This window comes from Pseudomonas sp. 313 (genome assembly GCF_000316965.1).
In the GTDB taxonomy this organism is placed as follows: Bacteria; Pseudomonadota; Gammaproteobacteria; order Pseudomonadales; family Pseudomonadaceae; genus Chryseomonas; species Chryseomonas benzopyrenica.
This window is the reverse complement of record NZ_ANBZ01000026.1, coordinates 70,872-89,387: the sequence shown is the minus strand read 5'-3', so window position 1 is coordinate 89,387 and position 18,516 is coordinate 70,872. Positions and strand designations below refer to the sequence as shown.

Annotated in this window: 16 protein-coding genes and 4 pseudogenes; 11 read left to right on the top strand and 9 right to left on the bottom strand. The window is 66.6% G+C overall.

From position 1 onward, the window contains the following. The first annotated feature begins 323 nt into the window (after positions 1-323). On the top strand, positions 324-854 hold the full coding sequence (locus tag C722_RS0105825; RefSeq protein ID WP_017639603.1) for a Dps family protein: 531 nt from the start codon (positions 324-326) through the stop codon (positions 852-854). Here C722_RS0105825 and C722_RS0105820 read toward each other — a convergent pair. Then, entirely contained in the window at positions 836-2,089 is a 1,254-nt protein-coding gene (locus C722_RS0105820) for a DNA-binding transcriptional regulator (protein ID WP_017639602.1), read from the bottom strand. The genes C722_RS0105825 and C722_RS0105820 overlap by 19 nt on opposite strands. Positions 2,090-2,273: 184 nt before the next feature. Between C722_RS0105820 and xylA the strand changes: the two genes are divergently transcribed. The 4 genes from xylA (at position 2,274) to C722_RS0105795 (ending at position 7,465) form a co-directional block, all read left to right on the top strand. Then, positions 2,274-3,590 (top strand): xylose isomerase, encoded by a 1,317-nt coding sequence (gene xylA, locus C722_RS0105815; RefSeq protein WP_017639601.1) that lies wholly within the window; start codon positions 2,274-2,276, stop codon positions 3,588-3,590. Positions 3,591-3,707: 117 nt separating this feature from the next. Further along, complete coding sequence (gene xylF, locus C722_RS0105805; RefSeq protein WP_017639599.1) at positions 3,708-4,709, top strand: D-xylose ABC transporter substrate-binding protein; 1,002 nt, start codon at positions 3,708-3,710, stop codon at positions 4,707-4,709. Between the two features lie 63 nt (positions 4,710-4,772). Next, on the top strand, positions 4,773-6,329 hold the full coding sequence (gene xylG, locus C722_RS0105800) for a D-xylose ABC transporter ATP-binding protein (protein WP_017639598.1): 1,557 nt from the start codon (positions 4,773-4,775) through the stop codon (positions 6,327-6,329). Further along, the gene (locus tag C722_RS0105795; RefSeq protein ID WP_017639597.1) at positions 6,329-7,465 is read left to right on the top strand and encodes a sugar ABC transporter permease; all 1,137 of its coding nucleotides are present in this window, start codon (positions 6,329-6,331) and stop codon (positions 7,463-7,465) included. Before xylG ends, C722_RS0105795 begins: the two co-directional genes overlap by 1 nt. A gap of 604 nt (positions 7,466-8,069) precedes the next feature. On the opposite strand, the gene C722_RS0105790 is transcribed toward C722_RS0105795, so the two are convergent. Next, complete coding sequence (locus C722_RS0105790) at positions 8,070-8,354, bottom strand: hypothetical protein (RefSeq protein ID WP_017639596.1); 285 nt, start codon at positions 8,352-8,354, stop codon at positions 8,070-8,072. Positions 8,355-8,643: 289 nt separating this feature from the next. On the opposite strand from C722_RS0105790, the gene C722_RS0105785 reads away from it, so the two are divergent. From C722_RS0105785 to C722_RS26935, 4 genes and pseudogenes are all read left to right on the top strand, one after another. Continuing rightward, positions 8,644-9,963 (top strand): Na+/H+ antiporter family protein, encoded by a 1,320-nt coding sequence (locus C722_RS0105785; RefSeq protein ID WP_017639595.1) that lies wholly within the window; start codon positions 8,644-8,646, stop codon positions 9,961-9,963. A 69-nt stretch (positions 9,964-10,032) separates the two neighbouring features. Continuing rightward, positions 10,033-10,974, top strand: a complete 942-nt coding sequence (locus tag C722_RS0105780; RefSeq protein WP_017639594.1) for a GNAT family N-acetyltransferase — start codon at positions 10,033-10,035, stop codon at positions 10,972-10,974. 124 nt (positions 10,975-11,098) lie between these two features. Further along, positions 11,099-12,118: pseudogene (locus C722_RS26835) on the top strand (PAS domain-containing protein); the annotation flags it as partial. A 3-nt stretch (positions 12,119-12,121) separates the two neighbouring features. Beyond that, positions 12,122-12,403 (top strand): annotated as a pseudogene (locus tag C722_RS26935) (methyl-accepting chemotaxis protein); the annotation flags it as partial. Between the two features lie 21 nt (positions 12,404-12,424). On the opposite strand, the gene C722_RS0105770 reads toward C722_RS26935, so the two are convergent. The 5 genes and pseudogenes from C722_RS0105770 to C722_RS0105750 form a co-directional block, all read right to left on the bottom strand. Then, a complete protein-coding gene (locus tag C722_RS0105770; RefSeq protein ID WP_017639592.1) occupies positions 12,425-12,649 on the bottom strand; it encodes a DUF2934 domain-containing protein in 225 nt (74 codons plus the stop codon). A gap of 178 nt (positions 12,650-12,827) precedes the next feature. Continuing rightward, positions 12,828-13,653: pseudogene (locus C722_RS24650) on the bottom strand (AraC family ligand binding domain-containing protein). A 44-nt stretch (positions 13,654-13,697) separates the two neighbouring features. Beyond that, a complete protein-coding gene (locus tag C722_RS0105760; RefSeq protein WP_017639591.1) occupies positions 13,698-14,009 on the bottom strand; it encodes an AzlD domain-containing protein in 312 nt (103 codons plus the stop codon). Further along, positions 14,006-14,698: an AzlC family ABC transporter permease gene (locus C722_RS0105755; RefSeq protein WP_017639590.1), complete on the bottom strand. Its 693-nt coding sequence runs from the start codon at positions 14,696-14,698 to the stop codon at positions 14,006-14,008. Before C722_RS0105755 ends, C722_RS0105760 begins: the two co-directional genes overlap by 4 nt. 73 nt (positions 14,699-14,771) lie before the next feature. Beyond that, positions 14,772-15,530, bottom strand: coding sequence for a ParA family protein (locus C722_RS0105750; protein ID WP_026083677.1), 759 nt, complete (start codon positions 15,528-15,530; stop codon positions 14,772-14,774). 229 nt (positions 15,531-15,759) lie between these two features. Between C722_RS0105750 and C722_RS0105745 the strand changes: the two genes are divergently transcribed. Both C722_RS0105745 and C722_RS0105740 read left to right on the top strand, forming a co-directional pair. After that, entirely contained in the window at positions 15,760-16,554 is a 795-nt protein-coding gene (locus C722_RS0105745) for an OBAP family protein (protein ID WP_017639588.1), read from the top strand. Positions 16,555-16,598: 44 nt separating this feature from the next. Next, on the top strand, positions 16,599-17,144 hold the full coding sequence (locus tag C722_RS0105740) for a GNAT family N-acetyltransferase (RefSeq protein WP_026083676.1): 546 nt from the start codon (positions 16,599-16,601) through the stop codon (positions 17,142-17,144). Here C722_RS0105740 and C722_RS0105735 read toward each other — a convergent pair. Both C722_RS0105735 and C722_RS26120 read right to left on the bottom strand, forming a co-directional pair. After that, the gene (locus C722_RS0105735; protein WP_017639586.1) at positions 17,110-18,186 is read right to left on the bottom strand and encodes a zinc ribbon domain-containing protein; all 1,077 of its coding nucleotides are present in this window, start codon (positions 18,184-18,186) and stop codon (positions 17,110-17,112) included. The two genes, C722_RS0105740 and C722_RS0105735, sit on opposite strands and share 35 nt — an antisense overlap. An 81-nt stretch (positions 18,187-18,267) precedes the next feature. Then, a pseudogene (locus C722_RS26120) lies at positions 18,268-18,399 on the bottom strand (EamA family transporter); the annotation flags it as partial. Positions 18,400-18,516: the final 117 nt, after the last annotated feature.

Here is an 18,516-nt window from a genome sequence, read left to right as displayed (position 1 = left end):
CCTATCCCCTGTGTGCCTTGCCTTTAGGTGACCGGGTAGAAGGAGTGACGGTTCTCCCACAGCGCCGCTTTGATGGCGGAGCTGACAAACGGTTTTGCCTACAGAGCAAGCTACAAGCGCAACGGCAGCGGTGGCGGGCGGGCTCTAGGGCGGGCAATGAAACGCAGTCGCAACAGCGGCAACCATTCGTCATGCCCATGGTGGCGATATGCAAATTCGATGAACGAATTTTCGCCTGGCGCGGTCGATTTCTGCAGACGTTGATGTTCGCGCCAACCCAAGCGAACCCCTTTTTTCTCTCACGTCCTGACAGGAGATCTCTCATGGCCGTTGCCAATGCCAAGCAAGAACTCAAGACCGTTTCCAGCGTCAAGCAGAAAGCCCATCAAGGCGAAGACGCCACCCTGCAGAACCAGCAGGCCGTAGGCGAAGCCCTGGCCGTGCTGCTGTCCGATGTCTTCGCGCTGTACATCAAGACAAAGAACTACCACTGGCACATGAAGGGCTCGCATTTCCGCGACTACCATCTGCTGCTGGAAGAGCAGGCCACCCAGCTGTATGGCATCACCGACCTGATCGCCGAGCGTGCGCGCAAGATCGGTCAGCCCACCGTGCGCTCCCTGGAGCAGATGGTGCAACTCAAGCGTCTGGCCAGCAGCGATGCCACCGATCTGTCGGCGGATCAGATGCTGACCGAGCTGCACGACGACAACCAGTCGCTGGCCGCCTACATGCGCACCACCCACACCCTGACCGACGACGCCAATGACGTCTCCACTACCAGCCTGCTGGAAGAGTGGATCGACCAGGCCGAAGAGCGCGCCTGGTTCCTGGGTCAGACCGTCGGCAAATAAGCCGCGGTCGCTTCCCGAAAGCCCGTCTCCGGACGGGCTTTTTCATGGGCGTCTTTCAGCGCCACGGGGCGCTGCTGATACTGCCGCGGCGTACAGCCGAATTCTCGGCGAAACACCGCGTGCAGGTACTGCGCCGAGGTGAAGCCGCAACGCCGGGCGACTTCCGCCAGGCTCGGCGCCTCTTCCTGCAGCGCCACGGCTGCCGCAGCCAGCTTGAAGCCGAGGATCTCATCGTGGACGCTGCGCCCCAGTTCGCGGCGAAAGGACGTCTCCAGCGCCGACCGGGAGATGCCCACGTAGCTGGCGACCTGCTCGGTCTTGATGCCCTGGCAGGCGTACTGGCGGATGAAGTGCAGGGCGCGCATCACCTGGGGATGGCGCACCGCCTGGTGGCGACTGGAGGCCTGGACATTGATGCCCTCCGGCGGGATCAGCACCCGCGGGGCGCCCAGCTCGACGCCATGCAGCCGCTGATGCAGCAGGCGCGCTGCCTCGCGACCGATGGCCTCAGTGCCCTGGATCACCGAGGTCAGGGGGACGCGGGTCAGGGTGCGCGCCAGGGGATCGTTGTCGATCCCCACCAGCGCCACCTGTTCCGGCACCGGGATGCCGGCGGTGAGGCAGGCCTGCAGGAGTTGCCGCGCCCGGGCGTCGGTGACGGCCAGGATGCCCACCGGCTTGGGCAGCGCCTCCAGCCAGGCGATCAGCTGTTCCACGGCCGTGTCCCATAGCGGCGCGCTGGTCTCCAGGCCGCGATAGATCTCTACCGGCAGGCCATCGCGGCGGAGCAGGGCGGCAAAGGCCGCCTCGCGCTCGCCGGCCCAGCGATTGGTCTCGGCGGCCGGCAGGCTGAAGCAGGCGAAGCGGGTCAGCCCGGATTCGATCAGGTGGTCATAGGCCAGACGCACCAGGGCGGCGTTGTCGGTGGCCACATAGGGAATGCCCGGTGGGTAGTCTCCAGGGGTCGCGTAGGAACCGCCGACGGCCACCACCGGCAGGGTGCTGTGGGCCAGGGCGGCGCTCACCGCCGGATCGTCGAAGTCGGCGATGATGCCGTCCCCCTGCCAGCGCTCGATGCCCTTGAGCCGGCAGAGAAAATCCTCCTCCAGGAACAGATCCCAGCGCGCCCGGGTGCCGCTCAGGTAGTTGCCGATGCCGGCCAGGATGCCGCGATCATAGATCTTGCTGCCGTTGAACAGCAGGGCGACGCGGTGGACGGGCGGCTGGCTGGGCATGGCGGATTTCCGGCGGGAAGCGCGGGTGGGGCTCCAGACTACGACCGGCGCCTGGACTCCTCAAGCGGCAAAATCGCACCTGGCTCTGGTGATTTTCACAATAGGCAGTCCAGGTGGCGGCGCTACCATCGAGACAAACCGGTACGCCGTATCGGGTGCGACAGATAAGAACAAGGACAACGTCATGGCTTATTTCCCCAATGTCGAAAAGGTCCGCTACGCCGGGCCCGACAGCGATTCCCCGCTTGCCTTCCGCCACTACGAGGCCGATCGCCTGGTCATGGGCAAGCCCATGCGCGAGCACCTGCGGATGGCGGTCTGCTACTGGCACACCTTCGTCTGGCCGGGTAGCGATGTCTTTGGTCAGGGCACCTTCCAGCGGCCCTGGCAGGCGGCGGGTTCGCCCCTGGAACAGGCACGCGCCAAGGCCGCCGCAGCCTTCGAATTCTTCAGCAAGCTGGGCGTGGACTACTACTGCTTCCACGACACCGACGTCGCCCCCGAAGGCGCCAGCTTCACCGAGTACCGCGAGAACTTCGCCCGCCTGGTGGACGAGCTGGAGCGGCACCAGAGCGAGTCCGGCCTCAAGCTGCTGTGGGGCACCGCCAACTGCTTCAGCCATCCGCGTTACGCCGCCGGCGCCGCCAGCAATCCCGATCCGGAAGTCTTCGCCTGCGCGGCTACCCAGGTCTGCACCGCGATGAACGCCACCCACCGCCTGGGCGGCGAGAACTATGTACTGTGGGGCGGTCGCGAAGGCTACGAGACCCTACTCAACACCGACCTCAAACGCGAGCGCGAGCAACTCGGCCGCTTCATGCAGATGGTGGTGGAACACAAGCACCGCATCGGCTTCCAGGGCGATCTGCTGATCGAGCCCAAGCCCCAGGAGCCGACCAAGCACCAGTACGACTATGACGTGGCCACCGTCTTCGGTTTCCTGCAGCAATTCGGGCTTGAAAAGGAGATCAAGGTCAACATCGAGGCCAACCACGCCACCCTGGCTGGGCACAGCTTCCAGCACGAGATCGCCAGCGCCGTGGCCCTGGGCGTCTTCGGCAGCATCGACGCCAACCGCGGCGATCCGCAGAACGGCTGGGACACCGACCAGTTCCCCAACAGCGTCGAGGAGATGACCCTGGCGATCTACGAGATCCTCAAGGGCGGCGGCTTCACCCGTGGCGGCTTCAACTTCGATGCCAAGGTCCGGCGCCAGAGCCTGGACGACGTCGACCTGTTCCACGGCCACGTGGCGGCCATGGACACCCTGGCGCTGTCCCTGGAACGCGCCGCAGCACTGCTGCAGGACGACCCCCTGGGTAAGTTCAAGAGCGAGCGCTATGCCGGCTGGGACCAGTCCCTCGGTCAGCGCATCCTGGGTGGCCAGCTGAGCCTGGAACAACTGGCCGAGCACACCTTCAGCCAGGGCCTGGCGCCCCAGCCGGTGAGCGGTCGCCAGGAGCTGCTCGAAGGCGTCGTCAACCGCTATCTGTATCGCTAGCGGCCGCGCGAGCGGGTCGGCAGAAATGCCTGCCCGACCCGCTTGTGCAAGACCGCTGAATCGTTACACTCGAACCCGTTCGCCTGCTCCACAACAACAATAACCAAGGACGCCATCATGAACTTCAAGACGACCCTGCTCGCCGGTCTGCTCGCCCTCTGCACCACCGGTTTCGCCCAGGCCGACGCTCAGCATCCCAAGATCGGTTTTTCCATTGACGACCTGCGCCTGGAGCGCTGGGCCCGGGACCGCGACTATTTCGTCGCCGCCGCCGAGCAACTCGGCGCCAAGGTCTATGTGCAATCCGCCGACGCCAACGAGCAGCGCCAGCTGTCGCAGATCGAGAACCTGATCTCCCGCGGCGTGGACGCCATCGTCATCGTGCCCTTCAACGCCACGGTGCTGAACAACGTGGTGGCCGAGGCCAAGAAGGCCGGGGTCAAGGTGATCTCCTATGACCGCCTGATCCTCAACGCCGACATCGACGCCTATATTTCCTTCGATAACGAGAAGGTCGGCGAGATGCAGGCCAATGGCGTGCTCAAGGCTCAGCCCAAGGGCAACTTCTTCCTGCTCGGCGGCGCGCCCACCGACAACAATGCCAAGATCCTCCGCCAGGGCCAGATGAAGGTCCTGCAGCCGGCCATCGACAAGGGCGACGTCAAGGTCGTCGGCCAGCAGTGGGTCAAGGAGTGGAATCCGACCGAGGCCCTGGCCATCGTCGAGAACGCCCTGACCGCCAACGACAACAAGATCGACGGCATCGTCGCCTCCAACGACGCCACCGCCGGCGGCGCCATCCAGGCCCTGGCGGCGCAAAAGCTGGCCGGCAAGGTCGCCGTGTCTGGTCAGGACGCCGACCTCGCCGCCATCAAGCGGGTGATCGCCGGGACCCAGACCATGACCGTCTACAAGCCGCTCAAACTGATCGCTTCCGAGGCGGCCAAGCTGTCGGTGCAACTGGTGCGTAACGAGAAGCCAGCCTTCAACTCCAGCTACGACAACGGCACCAAGAAGGTCGACACCCTGCTGCTCACGCCCACCGAGCTGACCAAGGCCAATGTCGACCTGCTGGTCAAGGACGGCTTCTACACCCAGGCCCAGATCGACGGCAAATAACCACTGGCCACCGGCTGGTCGCCTGACGCCTGGCGTCGGGCGGCCCCTGGGCAAGGAGCGGCCATGGCCGACTATCTGCTGGAAATGCACGGCATCGCCAAGAGCTTTGGCGGGGTGCGGGCGCTGGACGGCATCGACCTCAAGGTACGTCCGGGCGAGTGCGTAGGGCTGTGCGGCGAGAACGGCGCCGGCAAGTCCACCCTGATGAAGGTGCTCTCGGCGGTCTACCCCCACGGCACCTGGGAAGGCGAGATCCGCTGGGACGGGCGTCCGCTGGAAGCCCAGTCCATCGCCGAATCCGAGGCGGCCGGCATCGTCATCATCCACCAGGAACTGACCCTGGTGCCCGATCTGTCCGTGGCCGAGAACATCTTCATGGGCCACGAGCCGCGCCGCTTCGGCGGGCGGCTGGACTACCCGACCATGTTGCAGCGCTCGGCCGAGCTGATGCGCCGGCTCAAGGTGCCGGACATGAACGTGGCCCTGCCGGTGTCCCAGTACGGGGGCGGCCTGCAGCAACTGGTGGAAATCGCCAAGGCGCTGAACAAGAATGCCCGGCTGCTGATCCTCGACGAACCGACCTCGGCGCTGACCACCTCCGAGATCGCCGTGCTGCTGGACATCATCCGCGACCTGAAGGCCCAGGGCGTGGCATGCGTCTACATCTCGCACAAGCTCGACGAGGTGGCGGCCATCTGCGACACCATCACGGTGATCCGCGACGGCAAGCACATCGCGACCACGCCCATGGCCGAGATGGACATCGACCGCATCATCACCCAGATGGTCGGCCGCGCCATGACCAACCTCTACCCACAGATTCCCCATGAAATCGGCGAGGTGATCTTCGAGGCGCGCCGCTTCACCTGCCTGGACGTCGACAATCCCCAGCGCAAGCGCGTCGACGACGTGTCCTTCGCCGTGCGCAGCGGCGAGATCCTCGGCATCGCCGGGCTGGTGGGGGCCGGGCGCACCGAACTGGTCTCGGCCATCTTCGGTGCCTACGACGGCCGCTACGAGGGCGAGGTCTGGCTCAATGGCCAGCGCATCGACACCCGTACCCCGCTGAAATCCATCCGCGCCGGCCTGTGCCTGGTGCCGGAGGATCGCAAACGCCAGGGCATCATTCCCGACCTGGGGGTGGGTTCGAACATCACCCTCACGGTGCTGGACAGATTCGCCCACCTGAGTCGCATCGACAGCGAAGCGGAACTGTCCTGCATCGACACCGAGATCGCCCGGCTGCAACTCAAGACCAGCAGTCCCTTCCTGCCCATCACCGGCCTTTCCGGCGGCAATCAGCAGAAGGCGGTGCTCGCCAAGATGCTGCTGTCGCGGCCCAAGGTGCTGATCCTCGACGAGCCCACCCGCGGCGTCGACGTCGGCGCCAAGTTCGAGATCTACCGGCTGATCGGCCTGCTCGCGGCGGAGGGCGTGGCCATCGTCATGGTCTCCTCGGAGCTGGCCGAGGTGCTCGGCGTCTCCGACCGGGTGCTGGTGCTCGGCGAAGGCCGGCTGCGCGGCGATTTCCCCAATGAGAATCTGACCCAGGAGCGGGTACTGGCCGCCGCCCTGGGTACCACCGAACGGGCGGTCGCCCAAGCCCGGGAGCACTTCTGATGCACGCCGTGAAACAGCTGTTCACCCGTTACAAGATGCTCGCCCTGCTGATCGCCGTGGCCCTGATCTGGCTGTTCTTCAGCTGGCAGACCGAAGGCGGCTTTGTCACCCCGCGCAACCTTTCCAACCTGCTGCGGCAGATGTCCATCACCGGCATCCTCGCCTGCGGCATGGTGCTGGTGATCATCGCCGGCGAGATCGACCTCTCGGTGGGCTCGCAACTCGGCCTGCTCGGCGGGGTGGCGGCGATACTCGACGTCACCTACCACGTGCCGCTGCCGATCACCCTGCTGGCGGTGGCCGCCGGTGGCCTGCTGATCGGCCTGATCAACGGCTACCTGAGTGCCTATCGCGGGATACCGTCCTTCATCGTCGGCCTCGGCGGCATGCTGGCCTTTCGCGGCGTGCTGCTCGGACTCACCGGTGGCGTCACCGTCGCCCCGGTGTCGCCGGAACTGGTCTACCTCGGCCAGGGCTATCTGCCGCCGGCCGTGGGCAGCGCCCTGGGCGTGCTGCTGTTCGCCATGGCCGTGGTACTCACCTGGCGCCAGCGCAGCAAGCGCAAGACCCTCGGCCTGACCCTCGCACCGCTGTGGCGCGACGTGCTGCGGGTGGTGGTGATCGGCGTGGTGCTGGCGGCCTTCATCCAGACCCTCAACCGCTATGACGGCATCCCGGTGCCGGTGCTGATCCTGCTGGTGCTGCTCGGGGTGTTCAGCTACATCACCAGCCAGACGGTGTTCGGCCGACGCATCTATGCGGTGGGCAGCAACCTGGAAGCCACGCGGCTGTCGGGCATCAACGTCCAGGCGATCAAGCTCGGCATCTTCGGCCTCATGGGCGTGATGTGCGCCCTGGCCGGCCTGGTCAACACCGCCCGCCTGGCCGCCGGCTCGCCCTCGGCCGGCACCATGGGCGAACTAGACGCCATTGCCGCCTGCTTCATCGGCGGCACCTCGATGCGCGGCGGCTCGGGTACCGTCTACGGCGCCCTGCTCGGCGCCCTGGTGATCGCCAGCCTGGACAACGGCATGTCCATGCTCGACGTGGACAGCTACTGGCAGATGATCGTCAAGGGCGGCATCCTGGTTCTGGCCGTCTGGGTCGACGTCAGCACCCGCACCAGCCGGCGCTGAGCGGGATGGCCAAGGGTGGATGAGGCTGCGCCGTCATCCACCCTACGGCAAAGCCCCCCTCTCCCTCAGGGAGAGGGCCGGGGTGAGGGCGCAGCCAACACCCACCCTCTCCGGCAAGCCCCGTACGTAGCGTGGAAAACCGCAAAGCGTTTTCCACTGGCTGGCGCGGAATCCGAGGTGGATGAGGCGGCGCCGTCATCCACCCTACGGCAAAGCTCCCTCTCACTCCCTCTCACTCCGTATCGCCCCCTCTCCCTCAGGGAGAGGGCTGGGGTGAGGGCGCAACCAACGCCCACTCTTTCTGGCAAGCTCCCCAGGTAGCGTGGAAAACCGCAAAGCGTTTTCCACTGGCTGACTCGGGATCCGAGGTGGATGAGGCCGCGCCGTCATCCACCCTACGGCAAAGCTCCCTCTCACTCCGTATCGCCCCCTCTCCCTCAAGGAGAGGGCCGGGGTGAGGGCGCAGCCAACGCCCACCCTCACCGGCGAGCTCCGTACGTAGCGTGGAAAACCGCAAAGCGTTTTCCACTGGCTGGCGCGGAATCCGAGGTGGATGAGGCTGCGCCGTCATCCACCCTACGGCAGAGTCCCCACCTCACCCCTCTCAACTCTCGAACCGCTGCACCCGTGGGCCGCGCTGGCGCAGGTCGGCGAGGCTTTCCGGGCTCAGGGTGCCGATCGCCCGATCAAGGTCGCGCTGCAGGTCCTTGATCACGGTGGCCAGGGTGGCGGTGCATTCCAGGCTGCACAGGGGAATGGCCTTGGTGACCGTGACCGCGCGGGCGGTGTCGGTGACGGTGAACAGCAGAGTACGATCGGCGCGACGGGGGACCGCCAGGCAGGAGTGCGGACTGAAGGCGGTGATCAGCATGTCGATGGCGTCTTGCATGGGCAGTTCGTCCTTGGCGTGACCGTGAAAGCGTCCGCGTCAGACGCCTTCCGTCCATGAAAGGTTCATTCCAGAGCGCCTGCATTAAGGTGGGGTCATGCCAAGGCGTACGGCACGTCGGCTCGCCCAGCTGCAAGCGACTTGCGCCAGGGGCCGCCAGGGCTTTTCCACCCGCCCGCGGCAGCGGCCATTGTGGATAAGCCGCACGTCCCGCCATCCATCCTCGGCCTTTGACGCCCGCACCGGGCTGCGGCAGAGTGCGCGCCCTTCTGGTGGTGCGGAGCTGGCGATGAATGCGGTGGTGGTAGCGGTAGGACTCATGCTGGTCTTGAGTCTGGCCCGGGTGCACGTGGTGGTGGCGATGATCGCTGGCGCGGTGGCCGGTGGCCTGGTGGGCGGCCTGGGGCTGGAGGGCACTCTGCTGGCCTTCAACGCCGGGCTGGGCAATGGCGCCAAGGTGGCACTCTCCTATGCGCTGCTGGGCGCCTTCGCCGTGGCCATCAGCCAATCGGGTTTGGCCCATATGCTGGCCGATCGCGCCCTGGCGCTGATGGAGCGTCAGGCTGCCCAGGGCGGACGCTCGCTGCGCTGGGCATTGCTCGGCCTGCTGCTGGCGGTGTCCATCGCCTCGCAGAACATCCTGCCCATCCACATCGCCTTCATCCCGCTGCTGGTGCCACCGCTGCTCTATGTGCTGACGCGCCTGGAGCTGGACCGGCGGCGGCTGTCCTGCGTCATGACCTTTGGCCTGATCGCCCCCTACATGTTCCTGCCGGTGGGCTTCGGCAGTCTCTATCTGCACGACATCCTGCTGGCCAGCGTGGCCCGCGCCGGGGTGGACGTCAGCGGCGTCGATCCCAGCCGCGCCATGTTCTTGCCGGCCCTGGGCATGGTGGTCGGCCTGCTGCTGGCGGTCTTTGTCAGCTATCGCCGACCGCGCCAATACGACCTGAGTCTGGTGGCGCGCACCGAGCGGGCCGACCGCCCCTACAACGGCCGCACCCTGCTGGTGGCGCTGGTCGCCGTGATCGCCGCCTTTGGCGTGCAGCTCTGGCTGGACTCCATGATTCTTGGCGCCCTGGTCGGCTTCGTGGTCTTTACCGCCACCGGCGTGGTGCGCTGGCGCGAGGCGGACGATCTGTTCAGCGAGGGCGCGAAGATGATGGCGGTGATCGGCTTCATCATGCTGACCGCCGGCGGCTTCGCCGAGGTGCTCACCGCCACCGGCCAGATCAAGGACCTGGCCGCCACCGCCGCCGGGCTGATCGGTGACAACCGCGCCCTGGGCGCGCTGCTGCTCCTGCTGCTGGGCATGCTGGTGACCCTGGGCATCGGCTCGTCCTTTTCCAGCGTGCCCATCCTCGCCGCCATCCTGGGTCCGCTGTGCCTGCACCTGGGCTTTTCGCCGCTGGCCATCGTCTGCCTGATCGGCACCGCCGGTGCCCTCGGCGACTCGGGCTCGCCGGCCTCGGATTCCACCCTGGGCCCCACCTCGGGCCTCAACGTCGACGGCCAGCACAGCCATATCTGGGACACCGTGGTGCCGTCGTTCCTGCACTTCAGTCTGCCGATGCTGCTGTTCGGCTGGGCCGCGGTGCTGCTGCTGTAACCGGCGATTGCCGCCTGGGCGCAAAGCCCCAGCCGGGCGTGTCCAAGGCCTATAGCCCAGGAGCCGCCCATGTCCACCCCCGCTATCCGTATCGAACCTCTCACCGAAACCGACCTGCCCGTCACCACCGAGGTGGTGCGGCTGGCCTTCGCCACCTGGATGGGCGCTGCCGAGCCAGGCGAATTCTGGAACGACCGCGACTATGTGCGCAGTCGCTTCGCCGCGCCCCACACCGCCTGGTTCAAGGCCCTCGACGGCGAGCGACTGGTTGGCGCGGTCTGCGTCACCCGCTGGGGGCGCCACGGCATCCTCGGGCCGCTGGCCGTGCATCCGGACTATTGGAACGCCAAGGTGGCCAAGGCCCTGATGGGCGCCGCGGTCGAGCAACTCGATGCCTGGCAGCTGCTGCATGCCGGACTCTTCACCTTTCCCGACAGTCCGCGCCACCTGGGGCTCTACCAGGGCTTTGGCTTCTGGCCGCGCACCCTGACCGCGGTGATGGCGCGTCCACTGCAGACGCACCCGGCACCGCCAACGCTGAGATTTTCCCTGTCGGCCGAGCCCGAGCGGCTGCTGGCCGCTTGCGCCGAGCTGGGCCGGGCCAATGCCCCGGGGCTGGATGTCTCCGCCGAAATGGCCGCGGTGCACGAGCAGGGACTCGGCGAGAGTCTGCTGCTGCAGGACGCGCAGGGCCGGGCGGAGGGTTTCGCCGTCTGCCATTTCGGGCCCCACAGCGAGGCGGGCACCGGGGTCTGCTATGTCAAGTGCGCGGCGGTCCTGCCCGGTATGGGGGCCGAGGCGCGCTTCGCTCGGCTGATCGCCGCCTGCGACGGCCTGGCCCGGGACCATGGCCAGCAGCGCCTGCTGGCCGGCGTCAACACCGCCCGCCTGGGGGCCTACCGCTGGCTGCTAGCGCAGGGATTTCGCAGCGAGATCCTCGGCATCACTCTGCACCGGGGCGAGGCCCATTACGATCATCCCGAGGTCTGGTTGCTGGACGACTGGCGCTAGTCGATCGGGAGGTATCACCCGCGAAAAACGCTCTGGAATGGGCTAAAGAGCGAAGCGGCAAGGCCGATACAGGGATTCGGATCGCGTGCAGCCCCTGCCGCGGCTGCTCCTTGAGGATTCGATCATGGCCTTGCTCAAGCACTATTCGATCATGCGCGCATTGGACGTTCTGGCCGCGGCGACCGAAACCGCCACGCCCCTGGCCGAGATCGGCAGCTTCCAGGGCGATCCCACCCTGGCCCGGCTGGCCAAGGGGCTGCAAGCGCTGCTGGTGCAGCAGAATGAATTGCAGCAGCAGGTCCAGATCCTCAATCAGGACAATGTCACGCTGACCACTCGGGTGGCCGAGAGCGAAGCGCTGGCCAAGCGCCTGGGTACCCGGTTCGAACTGGTCAGCCAGGGCTCCAGCGAAGGTCTCTGGGACATGGAGGTGGTGGCGGGCGATCCGGTCAATCCGCGCAATGCCTTCTGGTGGTCGGATCAATTCCGCAGCATGCTCGGCTTTCGCGACGAAAGCGATTTCCCCAGCGAACTGGGTAGCTGGGCCAAGCGTCTGCACCCCGAGGACAGCGCCTGGGTGCTGGACGCCTTTGCCGCCCATATGAAGGATCGCAGCGGCCAGACCCCTTTCGATGTGCAATACCGCATCGCCCTGAAATCCGGTGAATACCGCTGGATGCGCGCCACTGGCGCGACCCTGCGCGATGAACGCGGCGTGCCGTTACGCACGGCTGGCTCGCTGCGCGACATCCACGACCAGCGCCTGCGCGACCAGGAGCTGGACGTCACCCTGACCCGCTTCGAACTGGCGCGGGAGATGCTCAACGACGGCCTCTGGGACATGGAGGTGATCGCCGGCGATCCGCTCAATCCCAGAAATCCCTTCTGGTGGTCGCCGCAATTCCGGCGCCTGCTCGGCTACGAGACCCTCCAGGAATTCCCCGACGTACTCGACAGCTGGGCCTCGCGGCTCTATCCGGAAGATCGCGACCGGGTCCTGGAAGCCTTCGGTTCGCACATCAACGACCGCAGCGGCCGCACCGGCTTCGACATCACCTATCGCCTGGTGCTGAAGAACAACGAGGTACGCTGGTTCCGCGCCCGCGGCCAGACCAAGCGCACCGCCGATGGCACCCCGCTGCGCGTAGTGGGCGCCCTGGCCGACGTCCATGCCCTGCATGAGCAGGAATCCCTGCGCGGCAGCCAGGAAGACCAGCACCGCACCATGGAAGAGAACCTGCAGAAGGTGACCGAGATCGTCGGTTCCATCCAGGGTATCGCCGCCCAGACCAATCTGCTCGCGCTCAACGCCGCCATCGAGGCGGCACGGGCCGGTGAGGCGGGGCGGGGCTTCGCCGTGGTGGCGGACGAGGTGCGCAAGCTGGCGACCCGCACCTCGGAGGCCACCCAGCGGGCGGCCGACATGATCCGCAAGTAAGCGGGCCTGGACTCAGGCGTCGCTGGCGGTCGCCTTCTTGCGCGACCGGCTGCGTGGCTTGGGTGCCGGCGGGGCGACGCTGCTCTGGATGCCGCCGACCTGGGTCAGGTTGTCGTCGGGCTGGTCTTCCAGTTCGCGATTGGCCTGGAACCAGTGCTCGAAATCCTGGCCATGGGGACGACCTTCGCGTTCCCAGATTTCATAGGCGCGCTGGCGGATGCGTTCTTCGAGTGTCATACCGGTAACCTCTGGCAAAAGGGCAAGGGAGAGCGGTCGGCAGGACCGGCGCTCATCCTGACTAGGCCCGGGACGACAGTGGAAAGTTTCTCCAGGATCCCAGCCATCCCGGCCCTCTTGCCGCTTGCAGGGCTCTGGCATGCCGCTTCAGCGGCCAAGACCGTTCGTCGGTACCCGGCTAGCCCTGCCAGGCGCGGCGATAGGCGCCCGGTGCCACCCCGTAGGCCTGCTTGAATTGGCGATTGAGGTGACTCTGATCGGCGAAGCCTAGTTGCAGGGCCACTTCCAGCGGCGCCCAACCGGCCCGCAGCAGGCCCTGGGCGCGGGTCAGGCGCTGCTGCTTGAGCCAGGCGTGGGGCGGCAGGCCCGTGGCCCGGCGGAACACCCGCAGGAAATGAAAGGGCGACAGCCCCACGGCCTGGGCCAGCTCTTCTAGGCTAGGCGGTTGCTGCAACCGCTGGCCGAGCAGTTCGCGGGCGCGCTGCACCGCCAGGGGTTCGCGACCCGGTTCTGCCGGGGTGCCCAGACGGGCGTGGCGGCCGAACAGCAACAGCAGCGCCTCGCGCCAGGCGGTCTGCTGTTCCAGGGCCTCGGCGTCACCATCGGCCAGTCGATGCAGCTGGCTGAAGGCCGCGCTCACCTGGGGATCCTGCAGCACACTGGTGGCGAAGGCCGGGGTGGCATCGAGCGCGTCCCAGCTCGGCGAAGACCGGCGCCAGCTGCGCCAGCGTTGGATAGAAGCCGCGGTACTGCCAGCCTTCCTCCACCGCCGTCGCCCCGGTGTGCAACTCGTCCGGATTGATCAGCACCATGCTGCCGGTCGCGGCCAGGTGTTCGGCGCCGCGATGACGAAAGCGCTGGGCGCCGCGTTCGATCACGGTGAACACATAGCCTTCGTGCACATGGGGGGCGAAGCGTTGGCGGCGGTACCGGGCATGCAGCAACTCGACACCGCCCAGTCCGCGCGCCGCCCAGAGGCGGGCGTTTTCTTGTGGTCCGTTCATGAGACTCTCAGGGCATCGACCGTGCCCGATTCCACCTTACCGCGCTACAGCAGCCAGCGCAGCAGATAGAACACCCCCATGCTCAGGATCACCGTGGTCAACACCTGCCGGGTCCACAGCATCAGCCCCACCGCGGCCAGGCCCGCGAGCAGATAGGGATCGACCAGGGTCGCAACCAGCGACTTTTCGCCCGAGAACAGGAGGGGACCGCAGATGGCGGTGAGCATCCCCGGCACGGCGAATTCCAGGAAGGTGCGCAGGTGGCGCCCCAGGCGCAGTGGTAGGCGCGGTTCGAGAAAGAGATAGCGATTGAAGAAGACCAGGGCGGCCATGCCCAGCACGGTGGCGAGGATCATTGCAGGCGCTCCCGCAGACGCCGCACCAAGAAGCCCACGCTCATGCCCGCCAGCCCGCCCAGCACCAGGGCGCCCTGCCACTGCAGGTGATGCAGCCAGACCGACACCAGCAACGCGGTGAGCACGCAGGCGACCGTGGCCAGATCCCGCACCAGGGGCACCACCAGGGCGATGAAGGTGGCGGCGATGGAAAAATCCAGGCCCAGGGCACCCAGGTCGGGCAGCACCCGCCCCAGCAGCAGGCCGGCCAGGGTGAAGAGATTCCACAGCAGGTAGAAGCTCAGGCCCATGCCTAGGGCGCGCCAGCGGTCGAAGCCCGCCGGTTGTTCGGCATGGTTAAGGGCGAAGAATTCGTCGGTGAGCAGAAAGCCGAAGCCCAGGCGCCAGGGCAGTGGTTGAGGCGCCAGCACCCGTCGCATATGCAGGCCATAGAGCAGGTGCTGGGAGGTCAGCAGCAGGGTGGTCAGTAGGATGGTGGCCAGGCCCGCGCCGGCCTTGAGCATGCCCAGGGCCACCAGTTGCGCCGCGCCGGCGAACACCAGCAGGGAGAAGGCCTGGCCTTCCAGCACGCTGAGGCCGGTCTCGATGGCCAGGGCGCCGACCAGGATGCCCCAGGGCGCGCAAGCCAGCGACAGCGGCATGATCTGCCAGGCGCCCTGCAGGAAGGCGCGGCGGCGGGAAGCGGTCATCGGCAGGGCTCCGGATAGCGGGGAAACCCCAGAGTGACGCCCCGCGCCCCGGCCTGTCTTGAACGTTCTTGCGCTACTTCTCCAGCAGGGCGAAGAGTTCCAGGTACTGCTTGGTCAGCTTGTGGCCAGGGTCCAGATGGATCAGCGGACGATGCTGCTGGTGGGATTCGCGCATCTTCACCGAGGCCATCAGCGGCGCCGCCAATACCGGCAGGTCGCGCGCCTGGAGTTCCTCGATCAGCTGGCGTGGGGTGCTGGCCTGGGCGTGGTACTGGTTGATGACGATGCCTTCGACGGTGAGCCTGTCGTTGTAGTCCTCGCGGATCTCGTCCAGCTCCTCGATCAGGTCGTACAGCGCCTGCTGGGCGAAGACATCGCAGTCGAAGGGGATCAGGCAGCGATCGGCGGCGATCAATGCCGAGATGCTGTAGAAGTTCAGCGCCGGCGGGGTATCCAGGTAGATGCGGTCATAGTCTTCGCCGAGCTTGTCGAGGTACTTGGCGAGCTTCTGGATCTTGTACTTGGATTCGAGCTTGAACTGCAGCTCGGTCAGCTCGCCCGAGGCGGCGATCAGATCCAGATTCGGCCAGGCGGTGGCATGGATGTTGGCCTGGGCCTTCTTGCCGCCACTCAGGGTCTGCTTGAAGAAGTCGGCGATGCCGTGGGGCAGGTCGTCGCCTACCTGGCCGGTGAGGTACTGGCTGGAGTTGGCCTGGGGATCGAGGTCCACCAGCAGGGTGCGATAGCCCTCGTGGGCGCTGATGGCCGCCAGGTTGCAGGCGATGCTGGACTTGCCGACGCCACCCTTCTTGTTGAAGACCACGCGGCGCAGGGCATGACCGGCTGGAGAGCTGTGTGCGTTCATTGAGTCGTCCCGACAGAAATGGAAAGCCAGAGGCACAAGGCCCGATCGACCGTTTCGCTTATACCGAAACGCCACGCTCGGACGATGACGAATTTATGGCCATTGCATGACAGCTGTATGACGAGACTAGCGCAACGGTGGAACCTTGGCGCCTGCTCGCCCTTCGAACTCGGCAAGCTTCCGCCGAGAATCCACCATGAATACCCGTCGACTTTCCACCTTGCTGCTGCTCGCCTGTGCTCCCCTGGCCCAGGCCGCCAACGATACCCAGTCGCCGGTACCGGTACCGGGTGCCCCTGCCCAGACCGATACCCGGGTGCTCGAAGCCGGCGCCGATGTCTTGCAGCGCAAACCGCCCATCGCCGCCCTCAATACCTACCTGGACGGCTTCCATTTCTACAATGGCCATCCCCACGGCCAGATGGAAGCCCACCACTATTGCAGCGTCCTGGGCGAAGAGATGTTCCAGTGCGTGATCTACGACGGCAACGTCGCCGACGCCAAGCTGATGGGGGTCGAGTACATCATCAGCGAGCGGCTGTTCAAGACCCTGCCCGAGGCCGAGAAGGCCCTCTGGCATAGTCACGTACACGAGGTGAAGTCGGGTCAGCTGGTCGCACCCGGCGTGCCCCAGGTGGCCGAGCACCGGCTGATGGACAAGCTGGTGCACACCTATGGCAAGACCTGGCACACCTGGCATACCGACCAGGATCTGCAGCTGCCCCTGGGCGTCCCCCAACTGATGATGGGCTTCACCGCCGACGGCCAGCTCGATCCCAAGCTGCTCGCCGAGCGTGACCGCCGCCTGGGCATTTCCAGCACCGAAACCAAGGCCGCCCGCGCCGATCTGCCAACCCCCACGGTCGCCCCCGGCGCCGACGCCTGGCAGCAGGGCAAGGTCATCCAGCTGCAGGACCCCACCGGCCAATTGCACAACCACGATGGCGAGCACACCGAGCAGGGCGTCAATACCAGTTCGAACAAGCCCTGAGGCTTGGGTTAGGCTCCGGTCAAGTAACCCTCTGGAGTCCGCCCGTGTCCTTGCCCACGTTGTATACGCCCCGCCTGCTGCTGCGGCCCTTGCAGCTGGAGGATGCCGGGGCGATCCAGCGGATCTTTCCGCAGTGGGAGATCGTGCGCTACCTCTCGGCCAGGGTGCCCTGGCCCTACCCCGCGGACGGTGCCCTGAGTTTCGTCCGTGATCTGGTCCTGCCCGGCATGGCCGCGGGTACTCACTGGTGCTGGACGCTACGGCTGCAGGCGCGACCGGACGAGCTGATCGGCTTGGCCAGTCTGCAGGAGGAGCCGGACAACCAACGCGGCTTCTGGCTTGATCCCGGATACTGGCGGCAGGGTTTCATGAGCGAGGCCTGTGTCGAGCTCAATCGCTACTGGTTCCAGACACTCGCACGACCGAGTCTGCGGGTGACCAAGGTGATCGCCAACGAAGGCTCCCGCCGGCTGTCGCAGCGCGAAGGCATGCAGCGTATCGCCTGCCTGGAGATGGACAGCGTGAGCGGACGGCTCCCCGCGGAGTGCTGGGCGCTCACCCGGGCGCAGTGGTTGGCGCAGCAGGGGTAGTCACGGGCCCACGCGCCACCGTCCCACACGCCTGGCAGAAGTGTGCGAAGGCGCTCTTGCGCGTCTGGCAGGCGCCGCAGTGGTCGTGCAGGCCGATGCCGCAGTGAGGGCAGAAGTCGATCCCCGCATCCTTGAGGTCCACCGGTCGCTCGCAGCCCGGGCAGACGCCCTTGGCCAGGCGCGCCAGGGCGGTGTCGTAGTGCAATTCCTCGCGGCGCACCGTATCCGGCTGGGCTTCCTTGAGCGCCAGGCGGGCGCGGTAGTCCTGCAGCGCGCGGATGGCATAGCGTCCACCCAGCACCGTCAGCAGGATGCCCACCAGATAGCGCACATAGCCGCCATAGCTGGGCAGATAGGGCACCAGCTCGACGAAAAAGGCGAACAGCGCGAAGAAGATGAAGCCCCAGACGAAGGGCCACCAGGTGCTCTTGCGCTGTCGGACGAACAGCCAGGCCGCCACCGCCAGCAGTGGCAGGGTCAGGGCCAGACGATAGAGAAAGACCCGCAGCTCGGCCTGCTGGCTGGCCTCCAGCCAGGCGGACTGCGCCGACTCGCCAAGGCTGGCCAGGGTACGCTCGGCGGCGTTGGCGCGCTGCTCGGCATCCAGCAGCGCCTGTTCCTGGCGTTCGACCTGCTGCTCGGCTCGGCGCTCACCGGCCTTGAGCTCGTCCAGGGCGCGACTGCGGGCGATCAGCTCGGCGTCCTGCTCGGGGCGCTGGGTGCTCTGGCGGGTGGCCAGCCAGTTGTCGAAGGTCTCGCGGTTGGCCCGGTAGCTGCGTGCCGCCGCGGTCTGCTGCAACTGGGCCTGGTCGAGGGCGTCCTGGGCCGTGCGTCGAGCCTGGTGCGCCTGGCGCTGGTCCCCACGGGCCGTGGCGGTGGCCACCGGGTCCATGAAGTCTTCCAGACCTTGCTGGCGCTCGACCTGGGGCAGATCGCCGACCAGGGTGCCACCCAGGCCGATCAGAAAGCCGGCGAACACCAGCGCCAGCAGCCAGAGGCCGCGATTGAACCACTTTTCCGAAAGCCGCAACGATTTGCCCATGGATCCCTCCTGGTCGAAAGAAGGCTCAGCTTAGCCGCTCCCTGGTCCTCTCGCTCAGGCCAGCTTGATCGCCACCAACCCGGCGGCGAGGCCGGCGCCGATCTGGATCAGGCTGGCGGTGAGAAAGCGATCGAGACCGATCTTGAGCAGGGCGTTCCAGCCGGCGTGCAGCAGGGCGGCGAGCAGTACCAGGGCGAACAGGGGCGTGGTCACGAGGCCTCCGGCCAGGCGGATCCATCAGTCTAGCCCAGGGCGCCTTCCAGGAGGCCGCCCATGGCGCCAGGATCCCCGACGCCGCACACTGGCGGTCGTTTTCGCTGCCGCGCCAGG